This window comes from Pseudogemmobacter hezensis, assembly GCF_013155295.1.
GTDB lineage: Bacteria > Pseudomonadota > Alphaproteobacteria > Rhodobacterales > Rhodobacteraceae > Pseudogemmobacter > Pseudogemmobacter hezensis.
Genome location: NZ_JABJXT010000021.1, coordinates 53,576 through 66,602, shown reverse-complemented (window position 1 = coordinate 66,602; position 13,027 = coordinate 53,576). Strand labels below are relative to the sequence as shown.

The window sequence follows — 13,027 nt, the reverse complement described above, 5'->3', positions numbered from 1 at the left end:
TCGGGCTTTTGGGCACCGGGCAGAAGTCGATGGTGCCCTGCACGCCGCTGGGCTGTCTGATGATGCTGCGCGACCATCATGGCAGCCTTGCGGGGCTGAATGCGGTGGTGGTCGGGCGCTCGAACATTGTCGGCAAGCCGATGGCGCAGCTTTTGCTGGGCGACAGCTGCACGGTGACGATTGCGCATAGCCGCACCAAAGATCTGGCCGCGGTCTGTCGCGGCGCGGATATACTGGTCGCAGCCGTGGGCCGGCCCGAGATGATCACCGGCGATATGGTGAAACCGGGCGCGACCGTGATCGATGTTGGCATCAACCGGATCGAGCGCGACGGCAAAAACCGCCTGGTCGGTGACGTGCATTATGACAGCGCGGCCGAGGTCGCAGGCGCGATCACCCCGGTCCCCGGCGGCGTCGGCCCGATGACCATCGCCTGCCTGCTGGCAAATACCCTCACCGCCGCATGCCGCGCAAACGGCCTGCAAGAACCAAAAGGGCTGACCGCGTGAGGGTTGTCAGCTCAGATCAGGCCACGCCAGAGCATGAACCCGACAGCCGCCGCCGCCACAACCAGCAGTGACAGGCCCAGTGACACAAGGCCGGGGCCCCTGGCCCCACGCCCGCGCGAGCCACGGGCCAGCGTCGAGAAATAGCGCAGGCAAATGTCATAGTCGCGGGCGATGATCCCCTCATCCAGCTGCGCGTGAAGGCGGGGGTTATGCGTCATCGCAGAGGCCTGGGCCAGGTCGGCGGCGGCCCTGCGCACCTTGCGCGGCAGCCTGCGGCCCCGGTGGCGCAGCTTGGCCTCAAAGTCGGCACCGCGCGCGCCGAGACGCTCTGCCAGCAGCTCTTCGACCCGTCCGGCCATCTGACGAATGGTGACCGCGCTCATTTCCAGTCCTTATAAAAATGATGTAAGTATCGTTGTGTCCGCACGGTTCTGCAACCGCCCGGATATTGGACAATTCGTTTCAAAATGGAAACGCTTATGCTTGCGATGATACGCCACCCCGCCTCGGACCCTGACGGCTCTTTGCCGCTGGTTATCGCGCATGGCCTGTTCGGATCGGCCCGCAACTGGAATGCCATTGCCCGCAGGCTGGCGGATCGGCGCGATGTGATCGCGGTCGATCAGCGCAATCACGGTGAAAGCCCGCGCATGGCGGTGCAGGATTACCCCGCGATGGCCGATGATATTGCCGAGGTTATTCAAAGCCTTGGTGGCAAGGTTGATCTTCTGGGCCATTCGATGGGCGGCAAGGCTGCGATGCAGCTGGCGCTGACCCGGGGCGATCTGATCCGCCGCCTTGTCGTCGCAGATATCGCGCCCGTGGCCTATAATCATGACCAGAGCCACCATATCCACGCGATGCAGGCGCTGCCGCTGCAGGGGCTGACCAGCCGGGGCGAAGCCGATCGGCAGCTGGCCCTTCTGGTGCCTGATCCAGCCTTGCGGGCGTTTTTCCTGCAATCGCTGGATCTGAAGGCCGAGGGCGGACCGGTCTGGCGGCTTAATCTGGATGTGCTTTTGCAGGAAATGCCGAAGATTGTCGGCTGGCCCGGCACTTCCGGGCATTTCGACGGCCCGACCCTGTTTCTGACCGGCGGCGAAAGCCATTACGTCCGCCCCGAACACCGCGAGACGATCCGGGCGCTGTTTCCGCATTCGCGCTTTGCAAAGCTGCCGGATGCCGGGCACTGGCTGCATGCCGAAAAGCCGCGTGAGTTTGAGGAAACCGTGCGGGTTTTCCTGACCGCATAGGCCCTGTTGCCCTGTAGCGCCCTCCTGTGGAGCCCTGTCAGTCGGCGCCATCCTTATCTGCAGGCGGGGCCTCGCCCGTTGCCGGCTGTTCTGGCGGGGCCCAGAAGGGGGCCTCTTCAGAGATCGCAGCCCAGATCCGCGCGGCTTTGCGCAGGGCATCCGCCTCGGCATCCGGGTCACCTGCCCTGCCCCGCTGCCGCGCATTGGCCATATCGTTCAAGACCCCCAGGCCATCCTGCAGCCCCTGCATACGGCTGCGAAAATCCTGATGCGCGGGGCCTGGCCAAAAGCCCGCGAAAAACTCGGCCAGATAGCGCAGCGTCTTGAGATCTTTGCGAAAATCATGGCGCGCCTCTTCGCCCATCTGGCCGGGATCGGGGCCATAGCGATGCGCGTCGGCCCATGCCTCCTGCAGCACCAGCCGCGCCAGCACCGCCACCGGCGCGGCCCGCAGAATCTGGCTGCGGCGGTCAGAGCGGAAGATCTGCCCCGAGCGGCAAAGTTTCAGAACCCCCGGCGCAAAACCCACCGCCTTGCTGTCACGCAGCGCTTTGCGGGTTTTGCGCCGCAGCGCCAGCACCTTGTCGCCAAGCGCCTTTTTCTCTCCCCGCTGCGAGGCCAGAAAAACATCGGCATCGCGGATCTCACCCAAAGTGCGGAACAGCCGCTTTGCCGCGACACGGACCTGCGCCGCCTGCTTGCGATGCAGGATCGGCGAAAACGCATCCAGCGCCGTGGTCAGACGGCGCAAAGCAACCCGCGCCTTATGCGGGCCGCTTTCATTCTCGGTCTCAAGGAAAACTGTCAGCTGGCGGTCAATCGCCTGGCAGCAGCTGATGATGATATGGCAAAAGGCCTGCTCACAGCTGCTGTCAGCTGTCAGCGGCGTGGTCGTCGCTCTATCCGTCAATTTCTTCCCCGGGGGCATGCCCGCAGAGCATCGCAGACCAGTGCAACACAGGCATGAAGGTTTTGTGACAACCTGCAGAAATCTGCCCGCATGGGCGGGCAGTGGTGCTCAGAACTCGATCAGCGGCTGGTGCAGCACCTGCAGTTGCGAGACGTCTTCCCCGGCCATGGTGCGCAAGAGGGTCTCGCCCATAGTGCGCCCGGCCAGCCGCAGATCCTCGACCATCGTATCGATCCGCGGGCGCATCAGGTCAAAAATCGCCGAGGCCCGCTTGGCCACAACGTCGATCTGATCGCCTGGGGTCAGCCCGCAATCGCTGATCGCAGCCAGCGCAGCCATCGCCGCCACCTCGCCGACACCGATGATGCCATCGGGGCGATCGGGCTGTGACAGGCGGTGGCGCAGCCAGGCAATGGTCTCGCGCTCGGAGGTGTCCAGGGTGATGGCCTCGGGGATCTCGCAGATGATCCCGGCCCCCTTTGCCGCCGCCACCGCCCCCCAGCGAAGATGCTGCGCGAATGAGAAATTCGCGGGCGGCAGGATCATCAGCAGGCGTTTGCGGCCTTTGGCGATCAGGCGTTCAACCGCGATGCGGGCAAAGGCCTCATTGTCGAAATCAACCCATGGATGCGGTGTGGTAAACTCGGTGCGGCCATGGCTGACAAAGGGGAAACCCTGCTCCAGCAGATAGCGCACGCGGGGGTCGAAGGGCTCTGTCCGGTTGAAGATCACCCCGTCGCCCAGCCGGGTCTCGACGATGCGGCGCACCCGGGCCAGGCGGTCCTCGCCGATCAGATCGGGAAAGATGGTGACCGAATAGCCGGTGCCGGCCAGGGCCTCGCTTAGTCCGCCGATCAGCTCATGCGTGACGCCGAGGAATTCGTGATCCAGGTTCAGCAGCAGCTGTACGACCCTGGTGCGTCCGGTGCGCAGACGCTGCGCGGCCCGGTCTGGCACATAGCCCTGCCGGTCCGCCGCCGCGCGCACCAGCGCCCGGGTCGCGGCTTTGATATGCGGATCTTCCGCCAGCGCCCGTGAAACGGTGGTCACCGCCAGCCCGGTTTCTGCCGCGATGGTGCGCAAGGTCGGGCGAGACCTGACCGCCGGGCGCGACGATGCTGCATCCTGGCCGGGGCTGCGGGCATCCGCTTTGCTGGGGGGGGCGGCAGATTCGGACAGGGCTTTGCCTCCTTGTTTGGCCTCTGTGGCTTTGGCCGCGATTATGACAGTAAAATGCAACGATACAACCCGGCTTGCCAGGCCATCAGGATCAGGGATTTCGGCTGATACCATCGCATATGCTGTTATTTTCTGCGGCGCAGCATCGGAATTGATTCAAAGAATCTGGTTGACGCCAGCCCCGTTTGTAACGTTTCAATAATGCGTTCCCTCATGGGACATATCATCTGGGAGGATGCGATGAGGAAGATGACCAAAGGTTTCGCCTCTGCTCTGGCGCTGACGGCTGGGCTGTCCTCGGCTGCGATGGCCGAGGATGTTGAGGTGCTGCACTGGTGGACGGCCGGCGGCGAGGCGGCGGCGCTGAATGTGCTGAAAGAGGATCTGGCAAAGCAGGGCATCGGCTGGATCGACATGCCGGTCGCAGGGGGCGGCGGTGAGGCGGCGATGACAGCGCTTTCGGCGCGGGTGACCGCAGGCGACGCCCCGACCGCAGTGCAGATGCTGGGTTTTGACATCACCGACTGGGCCGAGCAGGGCGTGCTGGGCAACCTTGATGCAGTCGCCGGCCCCGAGGGCTGGGACCAGGTCATCCCCGAGGCGCTGCAGGCATTCTCCAAGCATGACGGCCATTGGATCGCGGCCCCCGTGAATGTGCATTCGACCAATTGGGTCTGGATCTCTAAGGCTGCGCTGGACAAGACCGGCCTGGCCGCGCCGACCAACTGGGAAGAGCTGATCGCCGTTCTCGACAAGATGCAGGAAAACGGCATCACGCCTTTGGCCCATGGCGGCCAGCCCTGGCAGGATGCGACGATCTTTGACAGCCTGGTGCTGGCGCAGGGCAGCGATTTCTACAAGGCGGCCTTCATCGATCTCGACCCCGAGGCGCTTGGCGGTGAGAAAATGGCCGCGGCCTTTGATCAGCTGCTGAAACTGCGGACCTATGTGGACAGCAACTTCTCGGGCCGCGACTGGAACCTGGCTTCGGCCATGGTGATCAATGGCGAAGCGGGCATGCAGATCATGGGCGACTGGGCCAAGGGTGAATTCCTGAAAGCAGGCCAAAAGCCCGGCGAGGGTTTCATATGTATCCGCTTCCCGGGAACGCAGGGCGCGGTCACCTTCAACGCTGATCAGTTCGCGATGTTCAACGTCAAGGGCGAAGAGAAAGTGAAGGCGCAGCTGGCAATGGCCTCGGCAATTGAAAGCCCGGCCTTCCAGTCGGCCTTCAACGTGGTCAAAGGCTCGGTCCCGGCGCGTACCGATGTGCCCGATACCGATTTCGATGATTGCGGTAAAAAAGGCATCAAGGACCTGGCCGAGGCCAATACCAATGGCACGCTTTACGGGTCCATGGCGCATGGCTATGGCGCCCCGGCTGCGGTGAAAAATGCCACCTTTGACGTGATCACTGCCGCCTTTAACGGCGAGTACAGCGATGGCGCAACGGCTGCCGCCGCGCTGAAAGACGCCGTCGCGGCCGCACAATAATCCAACAGGCGCGGACGCCTGCCGCCCGCGCCACAAATTCCTTCGAAGGAATTTGCCAAAAATTTTCGAAAATTTTTGTCGCGCTCCTGGCGCGACCGCCCGACATATCGGGCTTCATGGGGAGAGAAACGTCCATGGCAGCCTTGCCTGAGGCCGATTTCCGCACAAAGCTACAGGACTGGCTGCCAAAACTGGTGCTGGCCCCGTCTGTCGCGGTCACATTGTTTTTCGTTTATGGCTTCATCCTTTTTACGGTGGTGTTATCCTTCACCAGCTCAAAGATGCTGCCCAGCTGGGATTTTGTCGGCTTTTCCAACTACGTCCGGCTGTTTTCCCTGCCGCACTGGCATGTCGCACTGAAGAACATCGCGATCTTCGCCACGCTTTACATCGTGATCTGCACCGCAATCGGGCTGATGCTGGCGATTTTCCTTGACCAGAAGATCCGGGGCGAGGGCGTCTTGCGCCCGATCTACCTCTACCCGATGGCGCTTTCCTTCATCGTCACCGGCACCGCCTGGAAATGGTTTCTGGATCCCGGCATCGGGCTGGAAAATGTCATGCATCAATGGGGATGGGAGAGCTTTTCCTTCACCTGGATCAAGTCGAACACAATGGCGATCTATACGATCGTGCTGGCGGCGGTCTGGCAGAGCTCGGGCTTTGTGATGGCGATGTTCCTCGCAGGACTGCGCGGCATCGACAATGAGGTCCTGAAAGCCGCCCAGATCGACGGCGCGTCCAACTGGCAGCTTTACCGCCGCATCGTGATCCCGCTGCTGCGCCCGGCGTTCCTGTCGGCTTTCGTGATCCTCGCCCATCTGGCGATCAAGTCCTACGACCTCGTCATCGCCCTGACCGGCGGCGGCCCCGGCCGCGCCACCGAGATGCCCGCGACCTTCATGTATTCCTATACCTTCACCCGCAAAGAGATGGGCGTCGGCGCCTCTTCGGCGGTGATCATGCTGATGACCATTGCCGCGATCATGGTGCCCTATCTCTATTCTGAACTGAAGGAGAAGAAGGAATGAGCGTCGCCGCCCAGGACACCGCCGTCTCGACGGGGCGCATCACCCGCGCCTTCATCTATCTGATCCTGCTGCTTTTCGCGCTGTTCTACCTGCTGCCGCTTTATGTGATGGGGGTCAATTCGGTCAAACCGCTGTCCGAGATCACCGGCGGCAATATGATGGCGCTGCCGAAAGAGTGGACGCTGGATCCATGGCGCTCGGCCTGGTCTACCGCGCAGATCGGCGTCAATCCAACCGGTCTGAAGCCTTACTTCCTGACCTCGATCCTGATGGTGGTGCCGGCGGTAGCGATCTCGACCATGCTGGGCGCGATCAACGGCTATATCCTGACGAAATGGCGCTTTAAGGGCGATACGATCATCTTCGGGCTGATGCTGTTTTCCTGCTTCATCCCCTTCCAGATCGTGCTGATCCCGATGGCGCGCGTCCTTGGGATGCTGGGAATGGCGGGATCCATACAGGGGCTGATCCTTGTCCATGTGGTCTATGGCCTGGGCTTTTCGACGCTTTACTTCCGCAATTATTACGCCGCCTTCCCGACGGAGCTGGTGCGCGCGGCGCAGATCGACGGCGCCGGGTTCTTCCGCATCTTCTGGCGCATCATGCTGCCGGTTTCAGGCCCCATCGCGGTGGTTTGCGTGATCTGGCAATTCACCAATATCTGGAATGACTTCCTGTTCGGCGCCAGCTTCGGCGGCACCACCCAGCCGATGACCGTCGCGCTGAACAACCTCGTGCAAAGCTCGACCGGCGTTAAGGAATACAACGTCCATTTCGCCGCCGCGATCCTTGCCGCCATCCCCACCCTGATCGTTTACATCGTCGCTGGCCGCTATTTCGTGCGCGGTCTGATGGCGGGCTCTGTCAAAGGTTGATGCCATGGGCTTTCTCGATATCCGCAACGTCACCAAAAGCTACGGCGCGGTCAAAGTGCTGCATTCCGTCGACATCCAGGTCGAAGAGGGCGAGTTTCTGGTCCTCGTCGGCCCCTCGGGCTGCGGCAAATCCACCCTTCTGAACATGATCGCCGGGCTGGAAACCATCTCGGGCGGCGAGATTGCGATCAAAGACCGGGTCGTGAACGGCGTCCACCCGTCAAAGCGCAATATCGCCATGGTGTTCCAGTCCTACGCGCTTTACCCGAATATGACGGTCGGCCAGAACATCACCTTCGGGCTTGAGATGCACGGCACCCCAAAACCCGAGCGAGAGCGTGCGCTGGCCGAGGTCGCCAAACTGCTGCAGATCGACCACCTGCTGGACCGCAAGCCCGGCCAGCTGTCTGGTGGTCAGCGCCAGCGGGTTGCGATGGGCCGTGCGCTGGTGCGCGACCCGGATGTATTTCTCTTTGACGAGCCGCTTTCCAACCTCGACGCGAAACTGCGCGTCGATATGCGGACCGAGATCAAAAAGCTGCATCACAAGCTGAAGCGCACCATCGTCTATGTCACCCATGACCAGATCGAGGCGCTGACCCTTTCCACCCGCATCGCGGTGATGAACAAGGGTTATGTGCAGCAACTCGGCACGCCGAAAGAGATCTATGACAGCCCGGCGAACCTCTTTGTCGCCACCTTCATGGGCAGCCCCGCAATGAACATCATCACCGCAAAGCTGGTGATCGAGGGCGGCCGCGCCCAGGCCGAGATCACCGATGCGAATGGCAAACCGCTGCGGCTGGCCTTCAGTTCCGGCAATTTCACCGCCTGGGAGGGGCGCGAGATCCTTCTGGGCATCCGCCCCGAGGCGATCACCGATCCCGAAGGCGCTGACCGCAACTCTCACAATATCCAGCCGCTGCATAATATGGTCACCGTGACCGAGCCTGCCGGCGCGGATACCTTTGTGACCATGACATTGTCGGGCAAAGATGTGATCGCCAGGATGCGGGCCGATGCCTCGGTCCAGCCGCACCAGCCCTTTGATTTCGCGGTGAATATGGAGAAAGCGGTGGCCTTTGACCCGAAGACCGGAGACCGGATCATCACGGCATAGGCGGCGGGGCCGGGATCAGGCGGCGGTTGCAACCGGGGCGGGTTTGCGGCACTCGGGACGGGATGCGATCCGCCGCACCCGCCAGAACAGGATAGAACCGCATGAGCCAACCGCTTCCGACCGCCCTGGAAATCTCACCCTTCGCCGCGCTTTTGGGGCTGGAGATCACCGCAATCGCGCCCGATCGTGTCGAGGCCGATCTGGTGGTGCGGCCAGAGCTGCTGAACCGCAACGGCGTCTTGCATGGCGGCGCGATCATGGCGCTGGCCGATTCGCTTGGCGGCGCGGGCACCTTCGCCTCGATCCCGGCAGATCAGACCACGACCACGGTGGAAAGCAAGACCAACTTCTTCCGCCCGCTGGCGGCAGGGCAAAGGGTTCACGCGGTCTGCCTGCCGCTGCAAAAGGGGCGCAGGCTGCAGGTCTGGCAGACCTCGATCCTGCGCGAGGATGGCAAACTGGCGGCCCAGGTCACCCAGACCCAGATGGTTCTGCCGCGCTGAACATGGCCTGGGGGGGCGCGCCGAACGGCAGCCCGGATAAAACGAAAAGGGCCAGGACAATGTCCTGGCCCTTTTGTTCTGTCCTGCGGCTGTGCGTCCGGCCTGCAGAGCGCCTTCAGCCCTCAAAGTTAAAGGTAAACTTTGTGCGTGCGCCGGGCGGTGGCGGCGGGAAGGGGGCCGAACGGCGGATATGGTCTTTGCCGACCTCATCCACCTCGGTCGAACCCGAGGAACGCGCAATACCCACGCTGCCGAGCGAGCCATTCGCATTCACGGTGAACGAGACCACGGCCGTGCCGCCCCCACCGCGTTTCAGCGATTTCTTCCGCGTTCTTTTGATCTTCTTCATCACCTGCCCGTCATAAGACTGGGCCGAGGCGCTGCCGCTGCCGCTGGAAGCCTGGGCCGCAGAAGCCTGCGAGGAGCGTTTCGAAGCAGCCGCCTCTTCAGAGGCCTTCTTCTTCGGCTTCTCTTTGGCTTTCTCTTTCGGAGCCTCGGCCTTCTTCTTCGGAACCTCGACAACCGGCTTTGGCGGCGGCTCGGTCTCGACCTCGGGGATATCCTCGGCCAGAAGCTCTTCGATCTCGGGGGCCTCGTCGGGGATGTCCGGGGCCTCGGTCACCTCGGGCATATCCGGGGTTTCCTCGGTGTCGGGGCTGTCAACCGCCTCGGCGGGGGCCTGATCGGCGACATCGGGCGTCGGCTCTGAAATCGCCTCGATGGCGGGCACGTCGGGCAGCATCACAAGGATCGCCTCTTCCTCGGCCCCCATCGCGTCGCCCGCCTCTTCCATGCGGGTCATCGCCCAGGCCCCGATGGCCGAGACCAGCAGCGCCGCGACCGAGGTCGAGGCCAGCCAGCCCAGCGTGCGCCCCTTGCCCGCCCCCACATGCGAAGGCAGGACCGGACAGCGCGGCGTTCTGACCGCGCTGCTGCGGATCTGATCAGGGCTCGGGTGACGGGTCATTGCTGCGTAACTCCCTCTGCGGCAGGCGGCGCCCCTTCCAGGCCAACAAGGGCCACTTTCAGGTAACCGGCTTTGCGAAGTTCATCGAGGATTGCCATGGTTTCCCCATATGGCAAATCCTTATCGGCACGGAAAAAGATCGTGGTGTCACGTTTGCCGCCTGTTGCGGCATCCAGCGCCGCCTGCAGGCCGCCACCGGGCACCGCGTCATTGCCCAAAGACAGAACACGGTTCAGCCCCAGCGACAGCCAGAGCGGCTCGTCCGGGCGCTCGGCCGGGGTCGAGGTGCTGCCCGGCAGGTTGATCGGCACATCGACGGTCGACAGGGGTGCCGCCACCATGAACACGATCAGCAGAACCAGCATAACGTCAATAAACGGCGTTACGTTGATTTCCGAGACTTCGGTATCTTCGTCCTCGGAACCGCCACCAACAGAAGCCCCCATCGCTCAGACCCTCGCAGCCAGGCGGTCAAGCGACCGGCTTTGCAGACGTGCGGTTGCCGCGGCGACATCCCCCAGCTGCAGACGGTATTTCGCCAGCCTGCGGGTGCAGATGTTGAAGATCATAACCGCCGGGATAGCCGCCGCCAGGCCGATTGCGGTGGCCAGCAGCGCCTCGGCGATGCCTGGTGCCACGACGGCCAGGTTGGTGGTGTTCGACTGCGCGATGGCAAGGAAGCTGTTCATGATCCCGAACACGGTGCCAAAGAGCCCGATGAACGGCGAGAGCGAGCCGATGGACGCCAGGATCCCGGTGCCAGCCCGCAGACGGGCGGCAGCGCCCGCCTCGATGCGCGACATGGCGCTGTCGGTGCGCTCACGCACGCCGGGGATCAGTTCGGGCTCGATTTCGGCAAGGCGCAGTTCCTCGTCGGCGGCGCGGATCATATCGACCGAGGGGCCCTTGCGGTCGGCGACTGCGGCGGCAACCGCGTGCAGATCGGACGAGCTGGCCAGCAGACGCGCCGTTTTGCGCATGGCGGCGAAGGCAAAGGCGAATTCAAAGAGTTTCTGGATCAGGATCACCAGCGCGACAAAAGCCGCAATCGCCAGCCCGACCATAACGGCCTGCACGATGATATGGGCGTCCCAGAACAGCGATTCCAGCTCGACCGAATGCACCGGCAGCGGGGCGGCGGCCCCAGTCTCGGCTCCAGCCTCTGGCCCCGCAGCAGCCGGAGTTGCACCGGGAACAGCAGCTGCGCCGGGTGTGGCCGTTTCGGCGGGTGTCGCGGTTCCGGTTGCGGCCCCATCTGCGGCCCCACCCGTAGCGGCAGCGGCCCCGGTTTCAGCCGTCGTTGCGGGGGTGCTGATCGCGCCCGCGTCTTCGGTGACAGGGGCAGCCGGTGCAGCCGGGGCGGCATCAGCCGCAGCGCCGGGCACTGCCGGCGGCGCATCAGCGCCATCTGCTGCAGGGGCCGACTGGGTCGGTGCCGCATCGGGCACCACCGGCGGTGCCGTATCCTGCGCGGCAGCCATGCCGCCCGTGAAAATCAGAAGTGAAAGAAGTGCCGCGCGCATCGAATCAACCACGTGAAGTCTCTTATGTTGCAAAGAAACGGGCCAGCCGCTTTGGGCCCGGCAAGGCATCTGCGCCCCGTCCGGCCTGGCGTTGCCCGTCTCGGGGTTCATACCCGTCTGTGAGTTCATGCCCGTTTGTGGGGTCATAGCTGTCGGGCTGAGGTCAGTCTGGCTATGCGCAAGGATTGTCATCTCAGAAATCCGCCCCCTATCCGCCCCGTATCCGGTCTGGCCTGCATTCAGACAGGCCCGCATCAAATCCGGCCCGCATAAGCCGCCAGTTATACAGAGCCCCGCCGATATCCGCAGGCCCGCATCTGCAGGCCCAATACCCAATGGGGGGCTTTCGGATCCGACATCGGGGCGCTTTGCCCGTCGCCGGAAATCCAACTTTCCAGCCCGCTGCCCGTGTGGCTGGCACTCCCGCTGGGGCGCACTTGCAAGGCAACTGTTTCCGACCTTAGTGGTCAGGAAATGGCTTTATGAATACCAGGTGGAATTGTCAAGTATAAGGGGCGGTTGTCTCGCCGCTCTGCAGCAAATGGCGCGGGGGCGGCACCTTTGCAGGCGAAAATCCCCTGCAGAACCGGGGGCTATGCGGGCTCAGCCGATGGTGACCATGTGATTGTCCCAGGCGATTCCGCTGTGGCGCTGCGGCAATTCCGCGATCCGCCCTCCGCTGATCTGCCACAGCCCCCCCGCCCCGTCCGAGGCGGCGAATCCCCCATCCAGCGGGGCCAGCCCACAGACATCGGCACGGCGATGGGTGGCAAGGGGCGTGCCGTCGGTCCCGTAGACCAGCACCGCGCCGCCGCGTGGCGAGGAAATGGCGATCTGGTCGCCATTTGCGGCAATCGAGCCCGCATAGCCCTTCATCACCAGGATCCCGGCCGGATCTGCGTCGAAAAGCTGCGGCGCGGATCCAGGCGTCCAGCGGCCCAGCAGCGGCACCGGATCGGCCAGATCGCCCTGCCATTGCATGGCAAAGCCCACGCCCCCCCCCACCAGCGCCAGATGCCGGATCGAGTTCTGATGCAGATCAGCCTCCAGCTCGGCCATCTCCAGCAGCTCGCCCTGCATCGAGAGGCGGGCGAGATTGGGGCGCATCGTGTCGATATTCAGCATGGTCCGGTCGCCCGGATCGGTGGCGATGCCGCCATTGGCCACCACCAGCGAGCCATCGGCCAGCAGTTTGATGTCATGCGGGCCGATGCCACCGCTGTCCCATTCGCCGATGCGGGCATAGGTCTCGGCCTCCCACAGGCCGATGCGCCCGGCTGAGGTTTCCGCCACCACCTCAGAGGTCATCAGCACCGCGCCATCACGCGACCAGGCCCCGTGGCCGTTGAACTGGCGGCCCTCGGGCGGGGTCAGGCGGTGCAGCTCTGCCCCGGTAAAACAATCCAGCACCAGCGCGAAAGTGCCGGGCCGACGGGCAAAGGCCACCGCGACCGGGCGGCTGGGATGGGCGGCGGCGGCATGGCCGCGGGCGGGCAGCGGGATCGAGAAAAGGCTGGCCCCGTCTGGCCCCAGGCCATGCAGCACGAAATCCTCGCCGCTTTTCGCGGCCGCCAGCCAGGCGGGGCTGCCAACATCGGCCCAGCCCAGGCCCGGCAGGGTCAGTGAGGCCATCCCGGCCAGAAATCCGCGCCGCGTCGCCATT

General features: G+C 63.7%; 13 protein-coding genes and 1 pseudogene. 7 read left to right on the top strand and 7 right to left on the bottom strand.

Features of this window, described 5'->3' with window-relative positions; translation table 11 throughout:
* A pseudogene (locus HOY34_RS18225) lies at positions 1-509 on the top strand (bifunctional methylenetetrahydrofolate dehydrogenase/methenyltetrahydrofolate cyclohydrolase); the annotation flags it as partial.
* Between the two features lie 11 nt (positions 510-520).
* On the opposite strand, the gene HOY34_RS18220 reads toward HOY34_RS18225, so the two are convergent.
* Entirely contained in the window at positions 521-892 is a 372-nt protein-coding gene (locus tag HOY34_RS18220) for a hypothetical protein (protein ID WP_172365508.1), read from the bottom strand.
* Between the two features lie 96 nt (positions 893-988).
* Here HOY34_RS18220 and HOY34_RS18215 point away from each other — a divergent pair, with 96 nt between their 5' ends.
* Positions 989-1,762: an alpha/beta fold hydrolase gene (locus HOY34_RS18215; RefSeq protein WP_172365506.1), complete on the top strand. Its 774-nt coding sequence runs from the start codon at positions 989-991 to the stop codon at positions 1,760-1,762.
* Between the two features lie 37 nt (positions 1,763-1,799).
* Here the strand turns inward: HOY34_RS18215 and HOY34_RS18210 are convergent, their stop codons facing one another.
* Together HOY34_RS18210 and HOY34_RS18205 are read right to left on the bottom strand one after the other, a co-directional pair.
* Entirely contained in the window at positions 1,800-2,672 is an 873-nt protein-coding gene (locus HOY34_RS18210) for a CHAD domain-containing protein (protein ID WP_172365504.1), read from the bottom strand.
* Positions 2,673-2,780: 108 nt separating this feature from the next.
* Positions 2,781-3,755 carry a LacI family DNA-binding transcriptional regulator gene (locus HOY34_RS18205; protein WP_253944533.1) on the bottom strand — a complete coding sequence of 325 codons (975 nt, stop codon included), beginning with the start codon at positions 3,753-3,755 and terminating at the stop codon, positions 2,781-2,783.
* A 336-nt stretch (positions 3,756-4,091) separates the two neighbouring features.
* Between HOY34_RS18205 and HOY34_RS18200 the strand changes: the two genes are divergently transcribed.
* The 5 genes from HOY34_RS18200 (at position 4,092) to HOY34_RS18180 (ending at position 8,874) form a co-directional block, all read left to right on the top strand.
* Positions 4,092-5,345, top strand: a complete 1,254-nt coding sequence (locus tag HOY34_RS18200) for an ABC transporter substrate-binding protein (RefSeq protein ID WP_172365500.1) — start codon at positions 4,092-4,094, stop codon at positions 5,343-5,345.
* A 134-nt stretch (positions 5,346-5,479) separates the two neighbouring features.
* Positions 5,480-6,376 carry a carbohydrate ABC transporter permease gene (locus HOY34_RS18195; protein WP_172365498.1) on the top strand — a complete coding sequence of 299 codons (897 nt, stop codon included), beginning with the start codon at positions 5,480-5,482 and terminating at the stop codon, positions 6,374-6,376.
* Positions 6,373-7,251 carry a carbohydrate ABC transporter permease gene (locus HOY34_RS18190; protein WP_172365497.1) on the top strand — a complete coding sequence of 293 codons (879 nt, stop codon included), beginning with the start codon at positions 6,373-6,375 and terminating at the stop codon, positions 7,249-7,251. The genes HOY34_RS18195 and HOY34_RS18190 overlap by 4 nt, the downstream gene beginning before the upstream one ends.
* A 4-nt stretch (positions 7,252-7,255) precedes the next feature.
* The gene (locus tag HOY34_RS18185; RefSeq protein ID WP_172365495.1) at positions 7,256-8,371 is read left to right on the top strand and encodes an ABC transporter ATP-binding protein; all 1,116 of its coding nucleotides are present in this window, start codon (positions 7,256-7,258) and stop codon (positions 8,369-8,371) included.
* A gap of 101 nt (positions 8,372-8,472) precedes the next feature.
* Complete coding sequence (locus HOY34_RS18180) at positions 8,473-8,874, top strand: PaaI family thioesterase (RefSeq protein ID WP_172365493.1); 402 nt, start codon at positions 8,473-8,475, stop codon at positions 8,872-8,874.
* Between the two features lie 115 nt (positions 8,875-8,989).
* On the opposite strand, the gene HOY34_RS18175 is transcribed toward HOY34_RS18180, so the two are convergent.
* From HOY34_RS18175 to HOY34_RS18160, 4 genes are all read right to left on the bottom strand, one after another.
* Positions 8,990-9,841 (bottom strand): TonB family protein, encoded by an 852-nt coding sequence (locus tag HOY34_RS18175; RefSeq protein WP_172365491.1) that lies wholly within the window; start codon positions 9,839-9,841, stop codon positions 8,990-8,992.
* Entirely contained in the window at positions 9,838-10,287 is a 450-nt protein-coding gene (exbD, locus tag HOY34_RS18170; protein WP_172365489.1) for a TonB system transport protein ExbD, read from the bottom strand. Before exbD ends, HOY34_RS18175 begins: the two co-directional genes overlap by 4 nt.
* A 3-nt stretch (positions 10,288-10,290) precedes the next feature.
* Positions 10,291-11,376 (bottom strand): tonB-system energizer ExbB, encoded by a 1,086-nt coding sequence (gene exbB / locus HOY34_RS22350; protein ID WP_172365487.1) that lies wholly within the window; start codon positions 11,374-11,376, stop codon positions 10,291-10,293.
* A 591-nt stretch (positions 11,377-11,967) separates the two neighbouring features.
* Positions 11,968-13,026 (bottom strand): DUF1513 domain-containing protein, encoded by a 1,059-nt coding sequence (locus HOY34_RS18160; RefSeq protein WP_172365485.1) that lies wholly within the window; start codon positions 13,024-13,026, stop codon positions 11,968-11,970.
* Position 13,027 lies beyond the last annotated feature (1 nt).

What these genes read in the sequence shown, in the direction of transcription:
- HOY34_RS18220 (WP_172365508.1), bottom strand. Translation starts at nt 892, where the DNA reads ATGAGCGCGGTCACCATTCGTCAGATGGCCGGACGGGTCGAAGAGCTG.
- HOY34_RS18215 (WP_172365506.1), top strand. Translation starts at nt 989, where the DNA reads ATGCTTGCGATGATACGCCACCCCGCCTCGGACCCTGACGGCTCTTTG.
- HOY34_RS18200 (WP_172365500.1), top strand. Translation starts at nt 4,092, where the DNA reads ATGAGGAAGATGACCAAAGGTTTCGCCTCTGCTCTGGCGCTGACGGCT.
- HOY34_RS18195 (WP_172365498.1), top strand. Translation starts at nt 5,480, where the DNA reads ATGGCAGCCTTGCCTGAGGCCGATTTCCGCACAAAGCTACAGGACTGG.
- HOY34_RS18190 (WP_172365497.1), top strand. Translation starts at nt 6,373, where the DNA reads ATGAGCGTCGCCGCCCAGGACACCGCCGTCTCGACGGGGCGCATCACC.
- HOY34_RS18185 (WP_172365495.1), top strand. Translation starts at nt 7,256, where the DNA reads ATGGGCTTTCTCGATATCCGCAACGTCACCAAAAGCTACGGCGCGGTC.
- HOY34_RS18180 (WP_172365493.1), top strand. Translation starts at nt 8,473, where the DNA reads ATGAGCCAACCGCTTCCGACCGCCCTGGAAATCTCACCCTTCGCCGCG.
- HOY34_RS18175 (WP_172365491.1), bottom strand. Translation starts at nt 9,841, where the DNA reads ATGACCCGTCACCCGAGCCCTGATCAGATCCGCAGCAGCGCGGTCAGA.
- exbD (WP_172365489.1), bottom strand. Translation starts at nt 10,287, where the DNA reads ATGGGGGCTTCTGTTGGTGGCGGTTCCGAGGACGAAGATACCGAAGTC.
- HOY34_RS18160 (WP_172365485.1), bottom strand. Translation starts at nt 13,026, where the DNA reads ATGGCGACGCGGCGCGGATTTCTGGCCGGGATGGCCTCACTGACCCTG.